Here is a 25350-nt window from a genome sequence, read left to right on the forward strand (position 1 = left end):
TCATCCGGCGCCTTGCTGCCTGGCAAAGTCCGACAGCATCGGGCGCTGCCCTTTGAGGATCTTCACCTCGGCCTCGGCCAAGGTGAACCAGCCCGCTCTGTCCACCTCCGGGAACTCCTTCAGGAATCCCGACCTTGGCGGCCATTCCATGGTAAAAATGTTGCTCGTGATGGCGGCGACATCAATGTCGGCGGTCGCCTCGACAGACCAGGCCATGACGATCTTTCCGCCTGGTTGCCTGTAGTCGCCGAGACGCGTGAAGGACCCATCGACCCTGATGCCGAGCTCTTCCTCGGTCTCGCGCTGCGCTGACGCCAACTCGTCCTCGTTCTCGCCGATGAGGCCCTTCGGTATCGACCACGCACCGTCGTCCTTCTTCGCCCAAAACGGTCCGCCCGGATGAACCAGCAACACCCTGAGATCGCCGTCGCCGCGGCGATAGATCAGCAATCCCGCACTGCGTTTTGCCATTGTGATACGTCCGTTTGCGAAGCCGGCAGCCTGCCGATGGTCCTTGAATCGTTGACGCGAACCTTGCACCTAGGGATTGCGACGCTATGTCAGGTTCGTCTGCATTGCACCTCACCCGCGAGTCCGGCAATCTGATACCATCGCTTATTTGGCGGCTCGAAGGCTAGGTGACGATGCAACTCGGACTTATTGGCTACTATAGCGACTTCGTCGTGTATCCGCTGGTAATCGCCGTGCTGGCAGTGGCCGGGCTGCTCGAGGCCGGCGAAGAGGGTGCGCCAGGCTGGATAGGCACGGTCCTCGCCTGTCTCGGCCTCTGGACGCTGATCGAGTATGTGCTGCACAGGTTCGTTCTTCACCATATTCCCTACATCAAGGACCTGCATGATCGTCACCATGTCGAGGAGCGCAGTTCGGTGGGCACCCCGACCTGGCTCAGCCTCGGGGTGCATGCGCTGATCGCGTTTGTGCCCGTTTGGGTGGTCTCGGACTTCGCAACCGCGAGCGCGGTAAGCTGCGGGCTGATGCTGGGGTACCTCTGGTACATCAGCATCCACCACATGATCCATCACTGGCACCCCGCCCATCCGAGCTATCTCTACAGGCTCAAGCGTCGCCACGCGGTGCATCACCACATTGACGAAGCGGCCAATTTCGGTGTGACGTCGACGTTCTGGGATCGCTTTTTCGGGACGGCGCGGCTCTAGTCCGAGGCCAGATCAACCCCAACCGTTCAACGCCTCTTCCCGCGACCGCCGGGAGACTTGGCTCCGCGGGGTCCGCTCTGAACCGGCGTGTTGTTCTGGTTCTCGTCGGACAGTTTGCGCCAGCGGGCAAGGCGCTCCGGATCGAGCGTCCCGGCCTTCAAGGCAGCCTGCACAGCGCAGCCCGGCTCATGCACATGCGTGCAGTCGCGGAACTTGCAGAGCGGCGCGAGCTCGGTGATTTCGGCAAACAGCGTGTCGATGCCGGAGGCGACGTCGCTGACCTGCAAAGTCCGCATGCCCGGCGTATCGATCACCCAGCCGCCGCCGGCAATGGCGTGCAGCGATCGCGACGTGGTGGTGTGGCGTCCCTTGGCATCGTGCTCGCGAATGCCTCCGGTCTGCTGCGGCGATTGCTGCCCCGATCCGGCCAGTGTGTTGACCAGCGTCGATTTGCCGACGCCGGAGGAGCCGATCAGCGCCACCGTCTGGCCGACACCGCACCAGGCAGCCAGGACGGTTGCCGCATCCGATGTCCGGGGGTTCAGCGTCACGACCGGCAATCCACGCTGCAACGCGGCAGCCTGCCTTGCATATGTCTCGGCGTCTTCAGCGGTATCTGCCTTGGTCAGCAGGATCACTGGCGTCGTTCCGGCCTCATTGGCGAGCGCCAGATAACGCTCGAGCCGGGCGGGATTGAAGTCGGCATTGCACGAGGTGACGATGAACAGCGTGTCGACATTGGCCGCGGCAAGCTGCGGCACCCTGCCGCCCTGGATGCGGCGCTCCAGCACCGTCTTGCGGGCCAGGCGGCGCTGCACAAGGTGTTCATGCCCATCGACCAGTACCCAGTCGCCGACCGCATAGTCACCGGTGTTCGCCTGCGCCGGCAGCGTCAGATCGACCGGCCCTGCCTGGGACAGGCCGGTCAGGCGATCGCGGTGGACGGTGGCGATCCGCGTCGGGACAAGATCGGCGTCGCCGGGTTCGAGCTGGTCGCCAAAAAAATCCGTCCAGCCCAGGCCGGCAAGCGATGGCATGGAGTGGTCCGTCACGGCTTTGACCACGGCGTCGCGGACATCGGACAGTATCCCTGGCAGGTGGCGAACGGGCGAGGCGATTGCCCAAGCCGTGTATGGGCGGCATGGCGACATTTGGCAAGCAGGCCCGTAGCCGAGAGCGAGCGGCAAGCTTCTGCAGCCTATCCCTCGATCGTCGAACTGACGATCAAGTCGACGAAACAGCGCTGTCCGAAAGCGTTTGGCGGGAAAACGGCGGCGAGCCACGTCAGCTTTAAACGTTAACAAATAATTTGACGCATGCAATTTTTTTTGCGCTCTATTGGTAACCGTGAAAATTGACTGAATAAGTTCTGTCGAGCATTGTCGCATCCGGTCAACGGCCGCATGACTGGTGGCGGGCCGATCATGGCAGGGGATCAGGAATATATCGATGGCGGAGAAGACACACCGCACGATGGACGACTTCGCCCAGGCATGCGGCGTGTCCCGGCCGACGCTGTCCAAATATTTCGACGATCCGGCGAGCGTGAAGCCGGCGACGCGGGCGCGCATCGAAGCCGCCCTGCGCTCCTCGGACTATCAGCCCAACCTTTTCGCCCGCAATCTCAACCGCAAGCGCACCCGCAACATCGGCATCGTCGTGCCGACGATCACCGATCCGTTCTACGCCGAGATGGTCAGCCGCATCGAATTTCGCTGCCGCGACGAAGGCTACTGGCCGATCGTCATCTCCTCGCATGGTTCGCCGAAGCTGGAGGCGGAGTCGGTCAGGACGCTGCTGTCCCTGAAGGTCGCCGGCGCGATCATCGCCCCACTGGGTCTGGCTTCCGACCGCGGCGTCTTCGACAAGCTCGGGCAGGGCATTCCGATTGTCTATTTCGACACCTATATCGAGGGCGATACGCCGTTCGTCGGCAACGACAACCGGCAGAGCGTCTCGACCATCGTCGACTATCTCTGCCGTTCGGGTGAGCCGCCGGTCTATCTCGACATCCCACACGTCAACCACAACTCCGGCGAACGCCAGGAAAGCTACATCGTCGCGATGGAGACCGCCGGGTTCAAGCCGGTCGTCATCGAAGGCACCCGCGATTACACCTGGGACTTCGAACGCATCGGCTACGAGCAGACGGAAAAAATGCTGGAGGCCGGCGCCTTGCCCGGCCGCACCATCCTGTGCGCCAATGATCGTCTCGCCTTTGGTGTGATGGCGGCCGCGTTCTCGCGCGGCCTGAAGGTCGGCCGCAGGCCCGATTGCGATCTGCGCGTTGCTGCGCATGACGATCATCCGCTGAGCCGCTACACCTGCCCGGCGCTGACCACCATGGCGCAGGATTTCGCCGCTATGGCCGGGCGCAGCGTCGAGATCCTGCTGGCCTTGCTGGACGAGGCCGATCCGCCGAAGCAGGGCATGGCGCGCACCGTCAAGCTCGGCGCCACCCTGGTGATGCGTCAGTCAGCCTGAGCGACCGGCGTCAGCTTTTCTCGAACTGGCGCCAGGCCGCCACCGCCTCGGCCACCGCTTGCCGGGCAGCGGGAATATGGCGCCCCATCGAGACGAAGCCATGGATCTGGCCCGGCCACTGCCGCAGGGTCACAGGCACGCCCGAGGCTTGCAGGCGCGCCGCATAGGCTGCTCCTTCGTCGGCGAGGATATCGCAGCCGGCCAGCGCGACGAATGCCGGCGCGACGCCGGCAAGATCGGGCGCCAGCAAGGGCGAGACGCGCCAGTCCAGCATTTCGTCGGGCGTTCGTACATAATGGTCGCGGAACCAGGCCATGGTGGTCGCTGTCAGCCCGAAGCCGTCGCCGAAACGCCGGTAGCTGTCGGCCTTCTGCCGCGCGTCGGTGTTGGGGTAGATCAGGATCTGCGCGGCAAGGGCTGGCGCCAGCCCATCGCGGGCGAGCAGCGCCAGCACAGCGGCGAGGTTGCCGCCGGCACTGTCGCCGGCCACACCGATGCGTCTGATGTCGATGCCGAGATCGGCGGCGTTCTCGGCCAGGAAACGAAGAGTTGCCAGACAATCCTCGAGCCCGGCGGGAAATTTATGGTCCGGCGCCAGGCGATAGTCAGGACAGACAATGACGGCGTTGCCGAGATTGGCCATCAGGCGACAGATCTCGTCATGCGAATCGAGGTTGCCGATGACCCAGCCGCCGCCATGCAAATAGAGCAGCGCCGGCGCCCCGCTTTGCGGTGCGCCGATGCCGCGATGGATGCGGAGCGCAATAGGCCCATTCGGCCCGTCGATCTGCCGTTCTTGGGTCGCAGCGACCGGCTCGTGCTCACCCTGTAGCGCCGGGAACGAGGCGTTGTAGGCAGTTCGCGCTGCCGCCACGCTGCCGGTCTCAAATGGCTCGCCGCCGGCTGCACGACCAATTTCGAGGACGCGCAGCGCATCCGGATCGAGCGTCATGATCATACCCTCAGGCCAGCAGGCTGCTCGCCTCTTCCTCGGTCAGCAGGGCCGGCTGCACGACATCGCCCGCGATGGCGACTGATCCCTGTGTTTCACCGGAGCGCAGGATAGCCTCCATGACCTCCAGCACATGCAGCGCAAGGCTGCCGGAGGCCCGTGGGGTGTTGCCGGTTTGAAGCGAGCGCACCAGATCGGCGACGCCGAGCATGCGGTAATTGGCGCGATCGGGTGCCGCGTAAGGCCAGTTGCGGGCGCCGTAGAGCTCGCCCTCGCTGGCGAAATCCTGCCAGTCGGTGCCGCGTTCCGACAGCGACACCGTGCCGCCGAACGTGTCGGGGTCGGGCAGGCGCAGCGAGCCCTCCGTGCCGTGCAGTTCGATCAGATGGTTGGAGTGGCGAAAGACGTCCCACGAGGCGCCGAAGGTGACGGTCGCGCCGGAGCGGAACTCGAGCAGCGACAGCACATTGGTCGGCGTGCCGACCTTGAATGTGGTGTTCTTGAATGGCCCTTCGGCGGTGATCAGCCTTTCTTCCTGGCCGCGTGTCGCCATTGCCATGACGCGCTCGACCGGGCCGAGCAGATTGACCAGCATGGTCAGATAGTACGGACCCATGTCGAACACCGGGCCACCGCCTGGCTGGTAGTAGAATTGCGGGTTGGGGTGCCAGTGCTCCATGCCGCGGCCCATCATGAAGGCGGTGCCGGTGACCGGACGGCCAATGGCGCCCTGGTCCATCAACCGGCGCGCACGGCGCCCGGCCGCACCGAGGAACGTGTCGGGCGCCGAGCCGAGCAGCAGGCCGCGCGACCGCGCCTCATTGACCAGGCGCTGTCCATCGGCGGCCGAGGTGGCGAGCGGCTTTTCGGTGAAGACGTGCTTGCCGGCCGAAAGCGCGGCAAACGAAATATCGAAATGCGCCGCCGGAATGGTCAGGTTGAGGACAAGATCGATCTCGGGGTCGGCCAGCAGTGCATCGACGCCGAGTGCCCGTATGCCATATTCCTTCGCCCGCAGCGCCGCCATGTCGGCCGAGATATCGGCGCAGGCGCGCAATTCGATGCCGCCGAAGAAAGCGGCATTGCGCAGATAGGTCATCGAGATATTGCCGCATCCGATGACGCCGATCCCGAGTTTCGTCATTGGTATCCCGTGCATTTCGATCGTACCTCCCGATGCGCCATGCTCCGCCGGATTCGCCCAGCCGGCAACGGATCGCTTTCGCAAAGGGCTATACAACATTTTAAATATTGACGCGCGTAAAATTTTTATCCAACATGCGAAAATGCTGGCGCGATATCGGGAGGCTGCCAGCCCTGGGAGGAGAAAATGACCGACATGAAAAAACGGCCGACCGCCGATGCGAATCCCGTGGGTCATGCGCGCATTGGGTATTTCCGTCGTGGCCAGGGACCGCGAGGGAGTCAGGCATAGATCACCTTGGCCCCGGTCCTATCAAGCTGGCTGCGTATCGCGCCGGACAGGCCATCGTCCGTGATCACGACATCGACGCTCGACAGCGAAAAGGCCTTTGAGGTCCCGCTGACGCCCCATTTGCTCGAATCCGCAAGGAGGACAACGCGCCGGGCCATGCGCACGAGGTTTCGCTTCGTTCGCGCCATGTCTTCGTTCACGTCGACCACATCCAGTGACGAGTCAATCGCATGCGCTCCAACAAAGACCTGATGCGCTACCAAGCCGCCGAGAGCCGTGTCGGCATCGGTGATCAGTGTGCTCACCGTGTCTGGATAGACCCGGCCGCCGATCATGTGAACGTCGAGCCCGGGCCGATGCATCAGATGCTGCACGATATTCATCGCCGTGGCCGCGACCACGACATTGCTGAGCGGCGGTAACAGCATGGCAACCTGCATCAATGTCGAGCCGCCGTCGAAGATGACCGATTGGTTGTCCCCGAACAGTTCTACCGCTGCCCGGGCGATGCGTTTCTTTGCATCGAGGTTCGTTTGCATCCGCCGGGCGAACGCGGCCGTGGTCGAATCCGTGGTCCGGGTCACTGCGCCTCCACGGGTCTTGGTCAGCAGTCCCTTGCGGTCCAGTATCTCGAGGTCGGAGCGCACCGTGACTTCCGACACGCCAAAATCGTCTGACAGGTCCTTGATGCGAACCTGTCCGCTGCGTTGCACTTCACCCAGGATCGACTGGCGTCTCTGCTCTGACAACATGCCCTGTCCTTGCCTCCATGCGCCAAGCGATCGCCCTGGCTTCGGTTCACTCTACCAAAAATATGCGAATTCGAAAGCTTTCGAAAGATTGCATTTGTCTTTTCTTTCGCAAACACTGGGTCCAGGATTTTGAAATCAATCGATTGGAGAGTTTTGGACTGATGAGCCTCGGAACCAAGGTGCGCCTGGCGCGCCTCTTCTCACATCCGTCGGGGAATCTTTTTGGCGGCGCGGTCGACCACTTTGTCGGCTATGGCGACGTGCGCAAAGGAGGTCTTGCCGACCTGCCGGGCGCGCTTGCACGCGTCATGGTAGGCAAACCCGACTACGTCAGCATCCAGCCTGGCACTGCGCGCCATCTGTGGCCGCAATACGCGGGCAAGGCTTGCCTGGTGATCCAGGCCGGCTGCTTCACCCCGGACGATCGCATCAGTGAACTAATTGCAACGCCCGAGGATGCGGTGCGCGCTGGCGCCGATGCGTTGGCCGTGGCCATTCCGGTGCGCGGCGCGACCGAGGGCAAATACATACGCTGGCTGACCGATTCGGTGAATGCGGCGGCCCGTTACGGCATGCCGGTGGTGGCGCATATCTACCCTCGCGATTTCACCGACGGGGCAAAAATCGTCTTCACCCCCGACGAGATCGCCTATGCGGCACGCATCGGCTACGAGTCCGGCGTCGACGTGATCAAGATCGGTTACACGGGCGATTTCGAGTCGTTTCGAGAGACCGTTCGGACCTGCCCGGTGCCGGTTGTGATCGCCGGCGGTCCGAAGACCGACACGCTGCTCGGCGCCCTTCAGCAGACGGCGGACGCCATCCGTGCCGGCGCGCGCGGTGCCGTGGTGGGTCGCAATCTCTGGGGGCACGGCGATCCGGAAAAGGCAGCGATCGCCTTTCGAGGCGTCATCCATGACGGCCTTTCGGCGCAAGACGCCTTGGCGAAGGCGGGTGCCTGAACGATGCCCACCGTCCCTTCAATCCTCGGCTTCGGAGCTATTGCGATCGACGACATCGTCTATGTCGATCAGCCGTTGTCGGCGGGCAAGGGGAAGGTTCTGCAAAGTGCCCGAGCTTTCGGAGGAAATGTCGCGACGGCACTTGCCGCCGTCGCGCGGCTCGGCGGAAGCGCCGGGTTCGTCGGATGGCTGGGCAATGCCGCCGACGACGCCGTGTTGTGCGATCTCGTTGCGAGCGGCGTTGAAACCGCGTTCGCGCCGCGCCACCCGCACGCGCGCCCGGTGCGCTCGCGGATCACCGTCGGTTCGGATGGCGAGCGATTCATCGCGTATGACGACGAAGCGATGCTGGGCACCGCGCCGGACTTTCCGGACGAGGTTCTCAGCCGCGCGACAGTCCTGATCGTCGACAGTTACGGGATCGGGTCGCTGGATGTCGTGGCCCGGGCTCGCGATCTCGGCCTTGCGATCCTCGGTGATGTCGAATGGAGCCACGGCCCGGCCACCGAGAGACTGATCGGGCTCTGCGACCATCTCATTCTTCCGCTCGGCTTTGCGCGGACCGCCACCGGCCGCCGGTCGCCGGCCGAGATACTCGACGCATTGTGGTTGCCGTCGCGGTCCGCCGTGGTTCTGACGGATGGCGGCAGGGGCGTCTTCTATCGCGGACGCAACGAGACAGGGCTCTGGCACCTGCCTCCGCACCGGGTTGCCGTCGTCGACTCGACCGGCGCCGGTGACTGCTTTCATGGCGCCTATGCCCTTGCATTGACGCGCGGGGCCGATACCGCAGGCCGGGTCGCGTTCGCGGCCGCGGCGGCGGCCCTTTCGATAACGGGGCGTGGCGGGCGCGAGGCGCTTCCGACCGACGCCCAGGTCACGGAACTCCTGGCATCGACGAACGCGCCGTCGGCAGTCGAACTGAAATATGCGCGGCTTGATACCGGAACATAGCCGAACTATCCGAGGAAAAATTCGCAGGTGAACGTAAGCCGAGGACAATCATAAAAATCAGTGGCTTAGACTTGTGGAGGAGGAATATGGCAGAAGTCGTTCTTGAAAATATCTGCAAGACATACGGGAACAATTTTCACGCAATCGACCAATTGAACCTGTCGGTCAAGGACGGTGAGTTCTTGATTCTCGTCGGGCCGTCCGGCTGTGGCAAATCCACCGCGCTGCGGATGATCGCGGGGTTGGAGGACGTCACCAGCGGCAGCCTTCGGATCGCCGGTGTCGACGTCGTCGACATGCCGCCCAAGGACCGGGACATCGCGATGGTCTTCCAGAGCTACGCCCTCTACCCGCATATGACGGTGTTCGAAAACATCGGCTTTTCGATGCGGCTGGCAGGCAAGCCGAAGGCCGAGCGCAAAAAGCGCGTGGACGAGATCGCCAAAACCCTTCAACTGACGTCTCTGCTGGACAGCAAGCCCGCGAACCTTTCAGGCGGACAGCGTCAAAGGGTTGCCATGGGCCGCGCCATGGTGCGCGAGCCGGCAGCCTTTCTCATGGACGAACCCCTTTCCAATCTGGACGCGAAACTGCGCGTTCAAATGCGCGCCGAAATCACCAGTTTGCAAAAGCAGCTCGGCGTAACGACCATATATGTGACCCACGACCAAACCGAAGCCATGACGATGGGCGACCGGGTCGCGGTGTTGAAAGGCGGCGTGCTGCAGCAGGTCGACACACCCAAGAGGCTCTATGAATCGCCGGTGAACGCCTTCGTTGCCGGCTTCATCGGGTCTCCTTCAATGAACCTTTTCGAGGCGACCCTGACGGGCGACGAACTGATGTCCGGCGCCTTAGCCATCCGGCTGCAGGATGCAGCCTTCGTCCGCAGGCCGGACTTGAGGTCGTATGCGGGGCGCAAGGTCGTGTTCGGGATACGACCGGAGGATCTCTATGACAGCAGCCTCGAATCCGGCCGCAAGTATCAGACGATACCGGCAAAGGTGACCTCGATCGAAGAACTTGGATCCGAACAAATCGTCCATCTCGACATCGACGCGGTCCGGGTGGACTCCGGCGACCCCGACGCGGTGCAGGATTTCGGCCTGGCGTCGAATGCGGTGGCGAAATTCGAACCGGTCAGCACAGTCCGCTCCGGCTCGGAAATCAGGTTGGCCCTGGATGATACCAAGCTCCATTTCTTCGATCCCGAGACGCATCTGGCAATCTGAATATCAGCGATAAGACCCGCGGGTGAGGGTGAGGCACCTGCATAAGAAGACTTGTGAATAACCAGACGATCGGCCGCATTGTGCGGTCGAATATAAAGAAGGAGGAGAAGATGACGTTTCGTATAAAACCCGCGATGCTGAAAATAGCCGCAGCCGCATGGTTGCTTGGCGCAACCGGCGCCATGGCGGATACGACGCTGGAATTCACCCAATGGTGGGAGCCCGAATTGCCGGCTGGCTCGCTCAGGGCAATCATGGATGACTTCGAGGCCGCAAATCCCGGAATCAAAGTGACGCTGGTCAGCGGCCCCTACGCGACCACGCGAGACCAGATCTCGGTTGGTGCTGCAACCGGAACGCTCAGCGACGTCGTCGGTCTCGACGGTGCCTGGGTGAACAATCTGAATGCGCAGAGCGCACTCGCCGACATGAATCCGATGATGGATGCGAGCGCTTTCGACAAGAGCCAGGTCGCGGACATCATCAAGGTGGACGGCAAGGCGGTGATGTTTCCCGTGGCTTCCTTCGTCTATCCGGTCTTCGTGAATTTGGACCTTGCTGCCCAGGCAGGCGTGACCAAGCTGCCGTCGACCCGTGCGGAGTTTCTCGAAGCCGCCAAGAAAATGACGATCGCCGACAAGAACCAGTATGGCTGGGTGCTGCCCCTCTCGCTGCAAACGCCATCCGGCGTCCAGAACGACATGATGTCGTGGGTTTGGGCTTCGGGTCAGTCGATGATGGCGAACGGCAAGCCGGACCTTGAGGGCAAACCGGTGGTGGATATGCTCACCTTCGTCAAATCTCTCAACGACGCCGGCACCATCTCGCCCGGCATCGCCACCAAGACCGAGCAGGAAAAGGTCGAGGAGTTCGTCAACAACCGCGTCGGGATGATGATCGACTCGCTCGCGCATGTGAACCTCATCCGCAAGCGCAATCCCAAGCTGAACTTCGACCTGATCCCGGTCCCGGTCGTGGAAAACTATACCGGCAAGCGCGGCCTTCCCTATGCCTCCTGGGGCATCGGCATCTCTGCTGCCTCGAAACATCAGGAAGAGGCCTGGAAACTCGTCCAATATGTGATGAGTGAAAAGGTGAACGCCAAGCTCGTGTCGCTTGCAAACGCCTTCCCGGGCAATGTCAACGCCAAGCCCGATTTCGTGACCTCGGACAAGGCTTTCGGCAAGGCTTTTGAAATCTTCAAGACCGGTTATCTCGCCAATGAGTTCACGGGCCTGCCGGTGGCAGAAGACCTGATGACCCAGTTCGACGTGCAAGCTCAAAAGATGCTCGCCGGCGAGCAATCTCCGGAACAAGCCGCAGCCGCCGCTCAGAAGGGCTGGATGGCGAAATTCTGATCGGCCTGTTCCCGTTTGCTATCTTTGACCGGGTGGCCTGACTTCGGGCAGGCCACCCGGCAACAACGGATCGGCAATTTGAGTGGACCTGTTTTTGAAGCTTACCTTCTCTTGAAGGCGTATCCCAAGGTTGGCACATGACCCGGCAAAAGCGCTCCCACCATAAGCTTAAACGAGCGGTCGCACCCTACCTCTATCTGTCGCCCTCGCTGCTCATAATCGGGCTTCTGATGCTGCTGCCGATGGTGACGGTGATTGGCTACTCGTTCCAGAACAGCGCGGTGCTGCGTCGTGACCCATCCTTTGCCGGACTGAAACACTACCAGGCGATCTTCGGCGACCCCGTGTTCTGGGCTTCGCTGTGGCACACGCTCTACTTCACATGCATGAGTGTCATTTTCCACATGACCATCGGCATGGTTTTCGCGCTCATGCTGAACAGCGACCGCATCAATCCGACGCTGCGCAATATTCTGCGCGTGCTCTACATATTGCCCTGGCTGTTCACCGCGGTGATTATCGCCGTGATCTGGCGCCTGCTGCTTGAGCCGAACGGTGTCGTGAACAGCATACTCATGCAAATCGGCATCATCGGTTCCAAGGTCGAATGGTTTTCCTCGCCTGAGACCGCGCTGCACGCCGTCACCTTCGCCAATATCTGGGCGGGCTATCCGCTCTTCATGGTCAGCCTGCTCGCGGGTTTGCAGGGCATTCCCAAGGATTTCTACGAGGCCGCCGATATCGACGGGGCGAAAGCCTACCAGAAGCTGATCTTCATCACCATTCCGCAGCTGATGCCGATCATCATCAGCATCTCGCTGCTTGACTTCATCTGGACCATGCAGGTCTTCCCATTAATCTGGATAACGACGGGCGGTGGCCCGATCTACTCGACCGAGGTCCTCAGCACCTACACGTACAAGCTGGCGTTTTCGAGCTACAACCTGTCGCAGGCTTCGGCGAGCGCTGTGGTCATCTTGTTGATCTCTCTCGGCCTGACGCTGTTCTATATTCGCTATCAAAAGGCTCGGTAGTCATCATGAGGAAAAGGCATACGCCGAAAGACAGGCTGATCACCGTCGCGCTCCATGTAGCGCTTGCAGCGGGGCTCTTTTTCGCGGCATTTCCGATCTACTGGATGCTGAGCAGCTCGTTCAAATCGAATACCGAAATCTTTGCCCTGCCACCAACCATCCTGCCAAAGGCGTTTACGCTGGAAGCGTATGCAGCCATCCTTGGCGACCCGGTAAAGCTGCGCTTCTTCTTCAACAGCTATTTCGTGGCGGGAGCGGTGACTGTGCTGACGGTGCTGATCGCCCTGCTGGCGGCCTACGGGTTCAGCCGCTTCAACTTCCGCGGCAAGGGCAGCCTCAACACAATCATCATCAGCACGCAGACGATTCCGCCGATCACACTTTTGATCCCCTTCTTCGGGCTCGTCGTCTCATACGGCATCTTCGACACCTATGTCGCACTGATCCTGACTTATCTGGTGTTTACGCTGCCCTACGCGATCCTGCTAATGACGGGGTATCTGAACACCTTGCCCCGCGATCTCGATGAAGCTGTAGCCGTCGATGGCGGCACCAGTTGGACAGCGCTTTGGCGGGTGATAGTCCCGATTTCACTGCCTGGCATCGTGGCGACGTCAGTCTACACCTTCCTGTTGTGCTGGAACGAATTTCTCTTTGCGCTGACACTGACGAAGTCAACGTCCATGCGCACCGTCCCGATCGGCATCCAGCTGTTGATGGGGCAGCACGCCTTCGAATGGAACCAGATGATGGCAATGAGTGTGCTCGGCTCGCTACCGCTCTTGCTCATCTACCTCGTTGCCCAGAGGTACTTCCTCGCCGGCATGACCGCGGGCTCGGTCAAGTAGGACGTCCATCCGACGGCGACGCAGGGTGGCATCAAGCAATAGGCGATACCAAGGAATGAAAGGATGAACGTGAAAGACCTCAAAGTCGGCTGCCAGACCTTCACCTGGGAAATGCTGGGAGACCGGTTCACCGGCGGCCCCGACGATCTGCTGAAGGCGATCTCTGACGGTGGCTATGCCGGCATCGAGATCACCGACACCATGATCGGACATTATGGCGACAAGCCGGAGGAGTTCGCCGCCGCGCTGAAGGCGTCGGGGCTGACGCTGGTTTCCTTCGCCTTTGGCTCGAACAGTGGTTTTACGCTGAAGGAGGAGATCGGCGCCGATCTCGAGACCGCCAAACGCTGGATCGACTTCGCCGCCGCCTTCCCTGGCGCGCTCGTGTCGATGGGCTCTGCGACGGTGGTCTCCGACGGTCCGCGCGACGACAAATTCGCCATCGCCGCAGAGGTCTACAACGAGGCTGGCGAGCTTGGCCGCAAGACCGGCGTCCAGGTCGCGGTGCATCCAAGCTCGCACCACAACACGCTGCTGTTCGACCGGGCCGACTACGACACGATCTTTGCCTTGCTCGATCCCGATCTGGTCGGTTGGGTGCCGGATACCGGCCATATCCTGCGCGGCCACAAGGACATGGCCGACACGCTGCGCACCCACCGCGACCGCATCCGCTACATCCACCTCAAGGACGTCGATGCCAACGGTACCTGGGCCATGCTTGGCAAGGGCGTCTGCGACACGCCTGCGGTCATCGAGATCGCCGGCACCGCACCGCGCTTCAATGGCTGGCTGGTGCTGGAGGAAGAATCCGAAACGGCCGCCGCCGATCCCGCCGGCGCGGTCAAGACCAACCGCCAGACGATGCGCTCCTACGGCGCCTGAAGAACGAGACGATGATCAAGAAACAGGACAGACGCCTCAGGGTCGGCGTGCTCGGCTGCGGCCCCATCGCGCAGTTCGCGCATCTGGAATCCTGCGCCAAGGCCGGCAATGCCGACCTCTACGCCATCTGCGACGCGGCACCCGATCTGCTTGCGCGCATGGGCGCGACCTACGAGCCGCAGAAGACGTATTCCGACTATGAGGCAATGCTCGCCGATCCTGAGCTGGAAGCGGTGATCGTCGCCACATCGGACGCCTATCACGTGCCGATGTCGATCAGGGCGCTCAACGCCGGCAAGCATGTTCTCTGTGAAAAGCCGATCGGCACCTCGGTTGAGGAAGGCGAGGCGCTGGCCGAAGCGGTCAGGCGCTCGGGCAAGATCCTGCAGGTCGGGCACATGAAGCGCTTCGATCCGGCACTGGAGGCGGCGCGCGACTTCGTTCGAGACGAGATCGGCGAAGTGCTGGCGCTGAAGGCCTGGTACTGCGATTCCACCCATCGCTACACCAACACCGATGCCGTGCAGCCGCTGCCCGTCACCAGCAGGCTAGCCAGGAAGCCAGCGGGAAATCCCAAGGCTGATCTCAGGCAATATTTCATGCTGGCGCATGGCTCGCATCTCGTCGACACGGCGCGTTTCCTGTGTGGCGAAATCCTTGCGGTCCGCGCGCGCCTCAACGAGCGTTTCGGCGCCTATTGCTGGTTCGTCGAGACCGAGTTCGCCAGCGGCGCGCTCGGCCATCTCGACCTGACGGTTGCCGTGCGCATGGACTGGCACGAAGGTTTTCAGCTCTATGGCGAGAACGGCTCCGTTATCGCCAGGACATTCAACCCTTGGTATTTCCGCGCCAGCGAGGTCGACATTTTTTATGAGAAGGACGCGACATCGCGCCGGCCGCTCGGCGCCGATGGCCATTTCTTCCGCCGCCAGCTGGAAGGTCTTGCCGACACGGTGCTGAACGGCGCGCCGATGCGCGGCGCCAATGTCGAGGACGGCATCGGCTCGATCCGCGCCATGGTCGCCATCGCGCGTTCGGTGGTATCAGGCGAGCGAGTCGAACTCGCCTCGGTTTCGGGGGCGGTGTGATGCGTCTCGGCATTTTCGCCAAGACCTTTGCCGGCACCGACCCGGCCGCCGTGCTGGCTGCGGTGAAGCAGTCGGGATACGAGACGACGCAGCTCAATCTGGCCTGTGCCGGCCTGCCGTCGATGCCGGATGCTGTGCCGGCGGACGCCATCGCCTCCATCCGCACCGCAGCGCAATCGAGCGGTGTCTCACTTGCAGCACTTTCGGGCACCTACAACATGGCGCATCCCGACAAAGCCGTGCGCGACGATGGCCTTCGGCGTCTCGCCGTCGTCATCGAGGCTGCTGCTGCCCTCGACATCCCGCTGGTCACGCTCTGCACCGGCTCGCGCAACGCCGCCGATCAGTGGGCCTATCATCCCGACAATGCCGATCCGGCCGCCTGGTCCGACATGGCCGCCGAGATGGCGAAGGCGCTGGCGTTGGCCGAAGGTGCCAATGTCGATCTCGGCATCGAGCCTGAGCAGGCCAACATCGTCACCTCGGCCAGGGAAGCGACCCGGCTGATCGCCGAGATGGGATCGAAGCATCTGAAGATCGTGCTCGATCCGGCAAACCTGTTCGAACACGCCACGCCCGGCGAGGCGCGCGCCATCGTTGCCGCCGCGATCGACGAGGCCGCCGGCCACATCGCCATGGCGCACGCCAAGGACCGCTATAGTGACGGCCGCTTTGCCCCATCAGGGCAAGGCATCGTCGATTTCCCGGATTTCGGCGCGCGGCTGAAGGCAGTCGGCTTCGAGGGATCGCTCGTCACCCACGGGCTGTCCGCCGACGAAGCCCCCGATGTCGCCGCCTTTCTACGAAGGCTCCTCTGATGGGCGCCGCCCCGACGATCCTGCTCCGCGACGATGCAGCGCTTCGTGTCTTCGACACGGGGCAGGGCAGACTTCCCGTCGTCTTCCAGCATGGCCTCGGCGGTGACGCAGCGCAGGTCGCGCAGAACTATCCCGACAGCCCGTCATACCGCCGGCTGACCGTCGAATGCCGCGCGCAGGGCGGTTCCGGCGCCGGTAGCAAGCGCCCGTTTTCGATCGCGATGTTCGCCGATGATGTGCTGGCCGCCGCAGATGCGGCCGGCCTCGACCGTTTCGTCGCCGGCGGCATTTCGATGGGTGCGGCCATTGCCTTGCAGCTTGCCGCCCGCCACCCTGACCGCGTCCTGGGTTTGGTGCTTGTTCGCCCTGCCTGGGCTTTCGACGCGGCACCGCAAAATATGCGCCCTTACGTGGAAGTGGCGGAGCTCATCCTCAGCCGTCCTTTATCGGAGGCGCGAGATATCTTCGCGGCGTCCGCGACGACCGCACGCTTTCGAACCGAAGCGCCGGACAATCTTGCTTCCCTGCTCGGCTTCTTCGCGCGCGAAGACGCGCCCGTCTTCGCCGAGGTGATGCAGGCGATCGCAGAGGATGGACCTGGCGTGACGCGGGCAGCGGCCGCTAGCCTTGCGTTCCCTACGCTCGTCATCGGCAGCGGCATCGATCTGGTCCATCCGCTGGCCGCCGCCCGCAGCCTCGCCGACGCCATCCCCAATGCGACCTTTGCCGAGGTGAGGCCGAAGGCCACCGACAAGGAGCGCCATTTCGCCGAAATTCGCGCCGCCATCGCGGACTTTCTCGACATAAATTTCAACAACCAGGACCAGTCATGATCTCGAAACCTCTCTCAGGCCCGGCCGCCATCGCCGCATTGCCACGCGATCGGATGATCGCCGAATTCTCGCTCTGGTCGGCCAATCTCGCCAATTTCGAAAACGACTTGAAGCGCATCGAGCCCTATGTCGATCTTCATCATATCGATGTGGCGGACGGCCACTTCGCCCCGTCCTTCCTGTTCTTTCCCGATCTTGTCGCCCGCATCGCCGGGCTGACGGCGAAACCCATCCACGTCCATCTGATGGTCGATGAAGCAATCGTCGAGGCGCAGACGCGCCAGTTCATCGAGGCCGGCGCCGACATGATCAGCGTCCATGCCGAGAATGGCGAGGCCGGATTGCGCGCCGTGCGGCTGGCGCGGGAGCTCGGCGCCGAGGCCGGCGTCGTACTCAGGCTGGAGACGCCTGTGGAAGCGGTGACGGCCTTTGCCCCGGAAGTCGCCTTCGTGACGCTTCTTGGAACCGCAATCGGCGTCAAGGGACAGAGCCTGTCGGACAAGGCCTGCGACAGGCTGGGCGCTGCCCGCGCCATCCTGAGAAAGGCCGGCCGTGAGGCACAGGTGGTTCTGGCGGCCGATGGCGGCATCCGCCACGAGACCGTGCCGTCGCTGCGTGCCGCCGGGGCTGAAACCGTGGTTCTCGGTTCGCTCGCCTTCGGTGACAAGGACCTCGCCGGCCGCATCGGCTGGCTGCACGGCTTGAAGGTCGCGGCATGACATCAGAAGCCGCCCTTGCGATCGATCTTGGCGGGACGGAGCTTCGTGTCGCCCTGGTCGACCGCGACGGCAAGATCCTGGCATTCGCGGCGGTGCCGACGCAGGCGCAGGCCGGTCCCGATGTGGTGATCGGCCAGATCGAGGCGTTGGCGGCGACAGTCCACGCCGAGGCGCCGGCACTCTCGATCGTCGGCGTCGGCGTCGGTGCGCCGGGACCGCTCGATCCGCTGGCCGGCATCGCCGTCGGCCCGCCGACACTCGCCGGCTGGCTGGACGTGCCGCTTGCCGACATCCTCGAGCGGCGGCTCGGCCTGCCGGTGCGGCTGGAGAACGACGCCAATGCCGCGGCGCTCGGCGAATGGCGTTTCGGTGCCGGCCATGGTGCGGGCTCGCTGGTCTTCGTCACGGTTTCCACCGGCATTGGCGGTGGTGTCGTCGTCGACGGCCGCATCCTGCATGGCCGCCGTGGCCTTGCCGCCGAGATCGGTCACATGACCATCACCAATGAAGGCGAGCGCTGCGTATGCGGTGTCGTTGGCTGCTTCGAGGCCATCGCCTCGGGAACGGCACTTGGCCGCCGCGCCAGCGCCGCCACGGCAGCCGGAGACGGCTCTACCTTGCGACGCTTGTCAGCGGACGCGGAGGTAACCGGCCGCCATGTCGTCGAGGCGGCACGGCTGCAGGACGCTCTTGCCTCGGCCTTGCTGGAGGAGGAAGCGCGCTGGCTGGGTGTTGGCTTCACCAATCTCCTGCATCTCTATTCGCCCGATGTGCTGGTCGTTGGCGGCGGCATCGCCAATGGGCTCGACCTGATGCTGCCGACCATCGAGGCGACCATCAGGCAACGGGCCATGCGCGCCTATCGCGACGTGCCGGTCGTTCAGGCCCAGCTCGGCCGCCATGCCGGGCTCGTCGGCGCCGCCAGCCTTGTGCTGTTCGACGACGGCGGCACTTTGGCAGCCCGCATGCCTGTTGGCCCAAGCACGTTTCCGGACACCGCTGAGCAAGACCGGCACGGTCTGACGTTGCGACCTGCATGACAAAGGCCAGAGGCAGCACGCCTCCGGCCTTTTACGCATTGACCGCGCGTCATTACTCGGCGGGAACAACGTCCGCCGGCAGGCTATCGTCGGCCGTGCCCGCCAGCGCCCTCGCCAGCTTGGCCTCGTCGAGTTCGCCTTCCCAGCGCGCCACCACCAGCGTGGCGACAGCATTGCCGACGAAGTTGGTCAACGCCCGGCATTCAGACATGAAGCGGTCGACGCCGAGGATCAGCGCCATGCCAGCGACCGGCACCGCCGGAACCACCGAAAGCGTCGCCGCAAGGGTGATGAAGCCGGCCCCGGTGATGCCGGCGGCACCCTTGGAGGAAAGCATGGCCACCAGCAGCAGCAGGATCTGGTCACCCATCGACAGGTGGATGTTGGTCGCCTGTGCGATGAACAGCGCCGCCAAGGTCATGTAGATGTTGGTGCCATCAAGGTTGAAGGAATAGCCGGTTGGGATGACCAGGCCGACGACCGAGCGCTTGGCGCCGGCCTTCTCCATCTTTTCCATCAGCGAGGGCAGGGCGGCCTCCGACGAGGAGGTGCCCAGCACCAAAAGCAGCTCTTCCTTGATGTAGCGGATCAGCGACAGGATGGAGAACCCGTTGTAGCGGCAGACCGCGCCAAGCACGACGAACACGAACAGGAACGACGTCACGTAGAAGGTGCCGACCAGCATGGCGAGGTTGATGACCGCGCCGATGCCGTATTTGCCGATGGTGAAGGCCATGGCGCCGAAGGCACCGATGGGGGCGGCCTTCATCAGCACGCTGACCAGCTTGAAGATCGGTGTCGTCAGCGCCTGCAGGAAATTGAGCACGGGCGTGCCCTTGTCGCCGACCAACGCCAGCGCGATGCCGAACAGCACCGAGAAGAACAGCACCTGCAGGATGTCGCCATCGGCGAAGGCGCCGACGATGGTCGACGGGATGATGTTCATCAGGAAGCCGGTGACCGACTGGTCGTGCGCCTTGGCGGCGTAAGTGCTGATGGTCGAGGCGTCGAGCGTCGCCGGGTCGATGTTGAAGCCGGCGCCCGGCTGCACGACATTGGCGACGACAAGGCCGATGATCAGAGCCAGCGTCGAAAAGGTGAGAAAATAGAGCATCGCCTTGCCGGCGACACGTCCGACCTTCTGCAGGTCGCTCATGCCGGCAATGCCCGTCGTCACGGTCAGGAAAATGACCGGGGCGATGATCATCTTGACCAACTTGATGAAGGCGTCGCCGAGCGGCTTCATGCTCTCGCCGACCGACGGATAGAAATGGCCGAGCAGGATGCCGACCGTGATCGCGACGAGCACCTGCACGTAGAGTTGGGCATAGAAAGGCTTGCGCTGCGCGGCAAGCGCGCCTGATTGGTCTGCGATGTGCATCGAACTCTCCCTGGCCGGATGGGGCGGAGCGCCCTGCGTGACTTCTCCCATCGCGGCGCTCCGGTCGCACGCCGCTGCCAGGGAGTTTTGCAAGCGTTGTGCCAGTTCGCGGAAAGGCCGGAACCACGGGATTTCCGCCTTTGTCTGACGTCATGCGGGCAAAGCCTGTGCGGATTTCCGCACAGGCAGTGTTTGCCTGGGCGGATTTTCGCATTACACTGGCCGAAAGCCGCAAGCAAAGGGGAGAGGGCAGACGCCGCAAGCAGACACCGATAGCGGATTCCCTGGATTTGCCGGCCGTGAATTGCTGCGCGAGGCGGTGGCGCGGCTGCGCGATGGCCGCTGGGTTGCCGTGGTCGTCGCTCTTGCCTTTCTGGCCGGCGCGATCGCCATTGCCGGGCGCATCGCCTCCGGCCAGGCGGCCGATAATCTGCGCGAGACGGCACTCGCCGCACTGCCGCTGGCGGCGGGAACCCTGACCGGCGAAATCGAAAAGCAGCGCCTGGTTCCACTGGTGTTGGCCAGAGACGATGCGGTGCGCGGCGCTCTGCGCCGGGCCGGAAAAATGAAAGAAAAGGCCCTCAACGACAAGCTCAAGTCGATTGCCGGCGATGCCTCGGCATCCGCCATCTACATCATCGATACGGCAGGCATCGCCATATCAGCCAGCAATGCCGACGAACCGGCGAGCTTTGTCGGCATCGATTACAATTTTCGGCACTATTTCCAGGAAGCGATGAGCAAGGGTGCTGCCAGCCAATATGGCCTCGGCACAATCAGCGGCAGACCGGGGCTGTACCTTGCCAGCCGCGTCGACGATGGCGGCAAGCCGCTTGGCGTTGCGGTGCTGAAGGTCGAACTCGACGGCGTCGAAGCCAATTGGCGTTCCAGCGGTTTGCTTGTGTTCATCACTGATGAACGCGGCGTGGTGCTGGCTACCAGCCAGCCCGACTGGCGGTTCCGTGCGCTGGCACCACTGTCGGCCGAGGACACCGCCGCAGCCCACGAGCAGCTCCAGTTGGCCGATGCAGGCTTCGAGCCGCTGCCGATCCGGCGCGGCGCGGGTGACGGCCTGGCGACGATCGACAACGCGGGAAAACCGCGCCAGTTCGTCGAGGTGGTGCAGGATTTGCCTGGTGCTGTTCCTGGCTGGCGTCTCTGGCTGCTCACTCCCGCCGACGCTGCTCTTTCATCGGCCGCCAACACGGCGCGCCTGACCACGCTGCTTGGGCTTCTGCTGATGGGCTTGCTTGCCTACGTGCTGACCCGGCGCCGGCGAACGCGCAGGCTGAGGCAGGAGGCGCTGGCGCGTATGAATGCCGAGCTGGAGAGCCGAGTCAGCACGCGAACGGCCGAGCTGACCCGCTCCAACACCGCACTTGCCGGTGAAATCGCCGAGCGCGAGAATGCCGAAGCCAAGGTGCGCCGGCTGCGCGACGACCTCGCCCAGGCCAACCGGCTTTCCATCCTCGGCCAAATCGCCGCCGGCGTGGCGCACGAGATCAACCAGCCGGTCGCCGCTATCCGCACCTATGCCGAGAATGCGGGCCGCTTTCTCGAAACCGGCAAAACCGAACCGGCCAGCGGCAATCTGACGTCGATCGTGTCGATGACCGAGCGCATCGGCGCGATCACCGGCACCTTGCGCACTTTCGCCCGTCGACCCGGGGTTGCCGCTTCGCCGCTGCCGGTGCGCGAGGCAATTGATGGCGCGCTGTCGCTGCTGTCGGGCCGCATCCGTGATTCCGGCGTGACCATCGTCAAGCCGCGCGGCAATGCCTCGCCGGTGGTCCTGGCCAGCCGCATCCGGCTGGAGCAGATACTCGTCAACCTTTTGCAGAATGCGCTCGACGCGATGAAGGACCAGTCTGATCCCCGCATCGAGATCCAACTCGCCGAGCACGACGACAGGGTGCTGATTTCGGTGCGCGACAATGGCCCAGGTCTCGGCCCGGAAGCAGCCGGCAATCTGTTCATGCCGTTCCAGACCACCAAGGAGAAGGGGCTTGGTCTCGGGCTGGTGATCTCGCTGGAGATTGCCCAGGAATTGGGCGGCACGCTGCGGCTCGATCCCAGCAATGGCACCGGCACATCTTTTACCGTCGACTTGAGGCGAATTGAATGATTGAGGGATCAGGGTTGGTGGCGCTCGTCGACGACGATGCGGACCTCCTTCACGCCACAACGCAATTGCTCGAGCTTGCCGGCTTCACTGTGGTCGCGCGCGACGCCGCCGAGGCAGCGCTTGCCGTTGTCGACAGGACCTTTGAAGGCGTGGTGGTCAGCGACATCCGCATGCCGGGCATGAACGGGCTGCAGCTGTTCGATCGCATCAAGGCGATCGACCCGGACATACCCGTGATCCTGGTCACCGGCCATGGCGACGTCGATCTCGCAGTGGCCGCGCTCAAGGATGGTGTCTACGATTTCATCCCGAAACCCTTTGCCGGCGACCGCCTTGTCGAGGCGCTGAAACGGGCATCGGAGAAGCGACGACTGGTGATGGAGAACCGGCGGCTGCGCGAAGCCGCGGCGCTCGCCACTGACGGCCTGCCGCTGATCGGCGAGGCTCCTGCCATCAAGCGGCTGCGCGAGACCTTGCGTCAGATCGCCGACATGGATGTCGACGTGCTGGTCGAGGGAGAAACGGGAACCGGCAAGGAAGTGGTGGCTGACCTGCTGCACAGGTGGGGGCGGCGGCGCTCAAAACCCTTCGTGGCACTGAACTGCGGCGCCCTACCGGAGACGGTCATCGAGAGCGAGTTGTTTGGCCATGAGGCGGGCGCGTTCACCGGCGCGCAGCGGCGGCGGATCGGCAGCATCGAGCATTCCAGTGGCGGCACGCTGTTTCTCGACGAGATCGAATCCATGCCCCCGGCGCTCCAGGTCAAGCTGCTGCGGGTGCTCGAAACGCGCAGCCTCACCCCGCTTGGCTCGAACGATATCAGGCGCATCGATCTCAGGGTCGTTGCGGCGACCAAGGTCGATCTCGGGCGGTCGGACCAGCGCGGTGATTTTCGCGAGGATCTGTATTTTCGCCTCAACGTGGTGACGCTGCGCATACCGCCGCTGCGCGAACGGCGCGGCGATATCCCGATGCTGTTTGGGCATTTCCTCGGCAAGGCGGCGGAACGGTTCGGCCGGCCCGTCGCCAAGATGAATGCAGCCGTCAGCGATCATCTCCAGTCGCATGACTGGCCGGGCAATGTCCGCGAGCTCGCCCATTTCGCCGATCGCGTCGCGCTCGGTCTCGGTCCGGACGATGAGGTGAGGACGGTCTCCGCGCACGCGCCGGAGCCTGCGGCAGCATTGCCCGAACGGGTCGGCCAATACGAAGCGCAGCTCATCCGTGACGCGCTGCGCGACCATGGCGGCGACGTGCGCGGCGCCATCGACGCCCTCGGCGTGCCGCGCAAGACCTTTTACGACAAGCTCAAGCGCCACGGCATTGCCGCATCCGAATTTCGCAATGGCGGCGATACCGATACGCAACCCATCTCGGAAAAGCGATGAATACGACCATTGAAACGACGGCAAATCCCTCGCCGGAAGAACTCGCCTTTCTCGGCGAAAGGTTGACGGCGTTCAACGACGGCGATGTCGGCGCATCCGAAAGGAAGGCGCTTGTGGTGTTTGTGCGCGACGAGGATGGCGCGGTCGTCGCCGGCATTTCCGGTTACACGGCCTGGGGCTGGCTCTATGTGCAATGGCTCTGGGTCGATGAGCGGCTGCGCGGCCAGCACATGGCCGGCACAATGCTGGACGCGGCCGAACAGGAAGCGGTGGCGCGCGGCTGCAACAATGCCTGGATCGATACCTTCAATCCGAACGCCGCCAAGGTCTATCAGCGCCAGGGCTATCGGCCCTTCGGCTCGCTGGCCGATTTCCCTGTCGGCCGCAGCCGCATCTTCCTGCAGAAGGAACTGGTTGGCGGTTGAGCAATTCCAGGAAAAGTGTGAAGCGGTTTTGCGTCCGGAATTGCGTCAAAGCAAGAGTCTAGCCGGCGAGTTTTCCGCCACGCATCGGCTGCGGCGCGCCGGTGGTGCTCGGGAAACTGATCGGCAAGCCGCGCAACACGCGAACCGCGAGGAAGGCAAAACACTCCGCCTCGACCGCATCGCCGCTCCAACCGAGGCTTTCCGCCAGCACCACCTCGACGCCGGCGCGGCTGGCCAGCATTGCCATCATGGTCGGGTTATGGCGACCACCGCCGCTGACCACCAGCTTTTTAGGCCGGCTTGGTAAGAGGTCGAGTGCCTTGCCGACGGCGCCGGCGGTGAAGGCGGTGAGCAAGGCGGCACCATCCTCGGCATCCAGGCCGTCCGCCATCGCGGCACCGAAGTCGAAACGGTCCAGCGATTTCGGGTAGGCTTTGCTCAGATAAGGGTGCTGCAACAGCTTGGCCAGCCGGGCCTCGTCCACCTTACCTGCACGGCCAAGCGCGCCGTCGCGGTCCATCTCGCCGAGCCCCTTCGACTTGATGAAATCGTTCAGCGGCGCGTTGGCGGGTCCGGTGTCGAAGGCGACGACATTGTCGGCGCCATCCCACCAGGTGATGTTGGCGACGCCGCCGAGATTGAGTACGGCGACCTCGCCATTGGCGCCGGCGCTGCGCATCAGCGCGGTGTGATAGACCGCGGCCAGCGGCGCGCCTTGCCCGCCGGCGCGTATGTCGGCCGAGCGGAAATCGTATGCGACCTTGGTGCCCAAGATGGCATGCATCAGCTCGCCATCGCCGAGCTGCCTTGTCTGGCCCAGCCGTCCAACCTGCGGCGCGCGATGCAGAACGGTCTGGCCGTGAAAACCGACGACGCCGATATCGGCCATCGTCATGCCATAGCCTTCGACCAATTCCTTGACGGCTGCCGACTGGGCACGCGTCAGGGCTTCCTCCGCGGTGCGGAAGATCGCCGGCTCCGGCCCGACAAAGTTCCACGCCCGCGCCTCCGTCAGCGTCTCTTCCAGCAGGGAGCGGATAGATGGGGGATAGGGCATCAGCCGATAGGTGCCGAAATCCTCGATCTGCTCGCCATCGGTCTTGATCAGCGCGACGTCGATGTTGCCGTCCAGCACCGTGCCGGTCATCAGGCCGACGGCCCAGATTGGTTCCATAATCGTTTCCTTATCGAACATGATCTTTTCCGAAAACGGTTTCCCACTTTTCGGGGCCATGCTCCAGTCCCCATTAATGAGGCCGCCGACCGCTTGACGAAGCAAAACGATTCCACTGTCGAAATGACGTGTCGGATGGATCCGGTTGGTGAGCAAGGTCCAAGCCTTGCCCCTGTCGAGGCGGGGGTCGCGGTGCCGAGGCGGACCTATCCTCGTAGCGCCACGGGCGACACTGGACTGCGCAACGCCGGTTCTGCGGTCGTTTGGGCTCAACACAGCGGCAAT

24 protein-coding genes are annotated in these 25350 nt (G+C 63.3%); 17 read left to right on the forward strand and 7 right to left on the reverse strand.

The genetic code is table 11. The features are described 5' to 3' along the window. Window positions 1-471, reverse strand: coding sequence for an NUDIX domain-containing protein (locus EOA19_RS00680; protein ID WP_128302391.1), 471 nt, complete (start codon window positions 469-471; stop codon window positions 1-3). A 173-nt stretch (window positions 472-644) separates the two neighbouring features. Here EOA19_RS00680 and EOA19_RS00685 point away from each other — a divergent pair, with 173 nt between their 5' ends. Next, a complete protein-coding gene (locus tag EOA19_RS00685; protein WP_128302392.1) occupies window positions 645-1178 on the forward strand; it encodes a sterol desaturase family protein in 534 nt (177 codons plus the stop codon). 26 nt (window positions 1179-1204) lie between these two features. On the opposite strand, the gene rsgA is transcribed toward EOA19_RS00685, so the two are convergent. Beyond that, on the reverse strand, window positions 1205-2215 hold the full coding sequence (gene rsgA, locus EOA19_RS00690; protein WP_164892807.1) for a ribosome small subunit-dependent GTPase A: 1011 nt from the start codon (window positions 2213-2215) through the stop codon (window positions 1205-1207). A gap of 412 nt (window positions 2216-2627) precedes the next feature. On the opposite strand from rsgA, the gene EOA19_RS00695 reads away from it, so the two are divergent. Further along, window positions 2628-3662: a LacI family DNA-binding transcriptional regulator gene (locus tag EOA19_RS00695; RefSeq protein ID WP_128302394.1), complete on the forward strand. Its 1035-nt coding sequence runs from the start codon at window positions 2628-2630 to the stop codon at window positions 3660-3662. A gap of 10 nt (window positions 3663-3672) precedes the next feature. Here EOA19_RS00695 and EOA19_RS00700 read toward each other — a convergent pair whose 3' ends face one another. The 3 genes from EOA19_RS00700 to EOA19_RS00710 all read right to left on the reverse strand — a co-directional run bounded on the left by EOA19_RS00700 (window position 3673) and on the right by EOA19_RS00710 (window position 6801). Continuing rightward, window positions 3673-4614: an alpha/beta hydrolase gene (locus EOA19_RS00700; RefSeq protein ID WP_128302395.1), complete on the reverse strand. Its 942-nt coding sequence runs from the start codon at window positions 4612-4614 to the stop codon at window positions 3673-3675. A gap of 10 nt (window positions 4615-4624) precedes the next feature. After that, a complete protein-coding gene (locus EOA19_RS00705) occupies window positions 4625-5773 on the reverse strand; it encodes a Gfo/Idh/MocA family oxidoreductase (protein WP_128302396.1) in 1149 nt (382 codons plus the stop codon). Window positions 5774-6039: 266 nt separating this feature from the next. Next, window positions 6040-6801: a DeoR/GlpR family DNA-binding transcription regulator gene (locus EOA19_RS00710; protein ID WP_128302397.1), complete on the reverse strand. Its 762-nt coding sequence runs from the start codon at window positions 6799-6801 to the stop codon at window positions 6040-6042. Between the two features lie 161 nt (window positions 6802-6962). Here EOA19_RS00710 and EOA19_RS00715 point away from each other — a divergent pair, with 161 nt between their 5' ends. The 12 genes from EOA19_RS00715 (at window position 6963) to EOA19_RS00770 (ending at window position 18572) form a co-directional block, all read left to right on the forward strand. Then, the gene (locus tag EOA19_RS00715) at window positions 6963-7763 is read left to right on the forward strand and encodes a class I fructose-bisphosphate aldolase (RefSeq protein WP_127255183.1); all 801 of its coding nucleotides are present in this window, start codon (window positions 6963-6965) and stop codon (window positions 7761-7763) included. 3 nt (window positions 7764-7766) lie between these two features. Beyond that, window positions 7767-8717, forward strand: coding sequence for a PfkB family carbohydrate kinase (locus EOA19_RS00720; RefSeq protein WP_128302398.1), 951 nt, complete (start codon window positions 7767-7769; stop codon window positions 8715-8717). An 86-nt stretch (window positions 8718-8803) separates the two neighbouring features. Continuing rightward, the gene (locus tag EOA19_RS00725; RefSeq protein ID WP_128302399.1) at window positions 8804-9949 is read left to right on the forward strand and encodes an ABC transporter ATP-binding protein; all 1146 of its coding nucleotides are present in this window, start codon (window positions 8804-8806) and stop codon (window positions 9947-9949) included. A gap of 110 nt (window positions 9950-10059) precedes the next feature. Further along, the gene (locus EOA19_RS00730; protein WP_127811094.1) at window positions 10060-11307 is read left to right on the forward strand and encodes a sugar ABC transporter substrate-binding protein; all 1248 of its coding nucleotides are present in this window, start codon (window positions 10060-10062) and stop codon (window positions 11305-11307) included. A 137-nt stretch (window positions 11308-11444) separates the two neighbouring features. Next, entirely contained in the window at window positions 11445-12341 is an 897-nt protein-coding gene (locus tag EOA19_RS00735) for a sugar ABC transporter permease (protein ID WP_128302400.1), read from the forward strand. Window positions 12342-12346: 5 nt separating this feature from the next. Next, a complete protein-coding gene (locus EOA19_RS00740) occupies window positions 12347-13189 on the forward strand; it encodes a carbohydrate ABC transporter permease (RefSeq protein ID WP_023808790.1) in 843 nt (280 codons plus the stop codon). 63 nt (window positions 13190-13252) lie between these two features. Then, window positions 13253-14074, forward strand: a complete 822-nt coding sequence (locus EOA19_RS00745) for a sugar phosphate isomerase/epimerase (protein WP_023808789.1) — start codon at window positions 13253-13255, stop codon at window positions 14072-14074. 11 nt (window positions 14075-14085) lie between these two features. Then, window positions 14086-15162 (forward strand): Gfo/Idh/MocA family oxidoreductase, encoded by a 1077-nt coding sequence (locus tag EOA19_RS00750; RefSeq protein WP_128302401.1) that lies wholly within the window; start codon window positions 14086-14088, stop codon window positions 15160-15162. Continuing rightward, on the forward strand, window positions 15162-15980 hold the full coding sequence (locus EOA19_RS00755; RefSeq protein ID WP_128302402.1) for a sugar phosphate isomerase/epimerase: 819 nt from the start codon (window positions 15162-15164) through the stop codon (window positions 15978-15980). The genes EOA19_RS00750 and EOA19_RS00755 overlap by 1 nt, the downstream gene beginning before the upstream one ends. Next, window positions 15980-16813 carry an alpha/beta hydrolase gene (locus EOA19_RS00760; protein ID WP_128302403.1) on the forward strand — a complete coding sequence of 278 codons (834 nt, stop codon included), beginning with the start codon at window positions 15980-15982 and terminating at the stop codon, window positions 16811-16813. Before EOA19_RS00755 ends, EOA19_RS00760 begins: the two co-directional genes overlap by 1 nt. After that, window positions 16810-17532 carry a ribulose-phosphate 3-epimerase gene (locus EOA19_RS00765; RefSeq protein WP_023808785.1) on the forward strand — a complete coding sequence of 241 codons (723 nt, stop codon included), beginning with the start codon at window positions 16810-16812 and terminating at the stop codon, window positions 17530-17532. The genes EOA19_RS00760 and EOA19_RS00765 overlap by 4 nt, the downstream gene beginning before the upstream one ends. Next, entirely contained in the window at window positions 17529-18572 is a 1044-nt protein-coding gene (locus EOA19_RS00770; RefSeq protein ID WP_128302404.1) for an ROK family protein, read from the forward strand. Before EOA19_RS00765 ends, EOA19_RS00770 begins: the two co-directional genes overlap by 4 nt. A gap of 52 nt (window positions 18573-18624) precedes the next feature. Here the strand turns inward: EOA19_RS00770 and EOA19_RS00775 are convergent, their stop codons facing one another. Next, window positions 18625-19953, reverse strand: coding sequence for a dicarboxylate/amino acid:cation symporter (locus tag EOA19_RS00775; RefSeq protein WP_023808783.1), 1329 nt, complete (start codon window positions 19951-19953; stop codon window positions 18625-18627). 304 nt (window positions 19954-20257) lie between these two features. Between EOA19_RS00775 and EOA19_RS00780 the strand changes: the two genes are divergently transcribed. The 3 genes from EOA19_RS00780 to EOA19_RS00790 are packed head-to-tail and all read left to right on the forward strand — an operon-like array spanning window position 20258 to window position 23891. Then, a complete protein-coding gene (locus tag EOA19_RS00780) occupies window positions 20258-22078 on the forward strand; it encodes a sensor histidine kinase (RefSeq protein WP_128302405.1) in 1821 nt (606 codons plus the stop codon). Then, a complete protein-coding gene (locus tag EOA19_RS00785; protein WP_128302406.1) occupies window positions 22075-23466 on the forward strand; it encodes a sigma-54 dependent transcriptional regulator in 1392 nt (463 codons plus the stop codon). The genes EOA19_RS00780 and EOA19_RS00785 overlap by 4 nt, the downstream gene beginning before the upstream one ends. Then, window positions 23463-23891, forward strand: coding sequence for a GNAT family N-acetyltransferase (locus EOA19_RS00790; protein WP_023808780.1), 429 nt, complete (start codon window positions 23463-23465; stop codon window positions 23889-23891). The genes EOA19_RS00785 and EOA19_RS00790 overlap by 4 nt, the downstream gene beginning before the upstream one ends. A 58-nt stretch (window positions 23892-23949) precedes the next feature. Here EOA19_RS00790 and EOA19_RS00795 read toward each other — a convergent pair whose 3' ends face one another. Next, window positions 23950-25065, reverse strand: coding sequence for an anhydro-N-acetylmuramic acid kinase (locus EOA19_RS00795; RefSeq protein ID WP_023808779.1), 1116 nt, complete (start codon window positions 25063-25065; stop codon window positions 23950-23952). Between the last annotated feature and the right edge of the window lie 285 nt (window positions 25066-25350).

The organism is Mesorhizobium sp. M7A.F.Ca.US.010.02.1.1, from assembly GCF_004023085.1.
Lineage (GTDB): Bacteria > Pseudomonadota > Alphaproteobacteria > Rhizobiales > Rhizobiaceae > Mesorhizobium.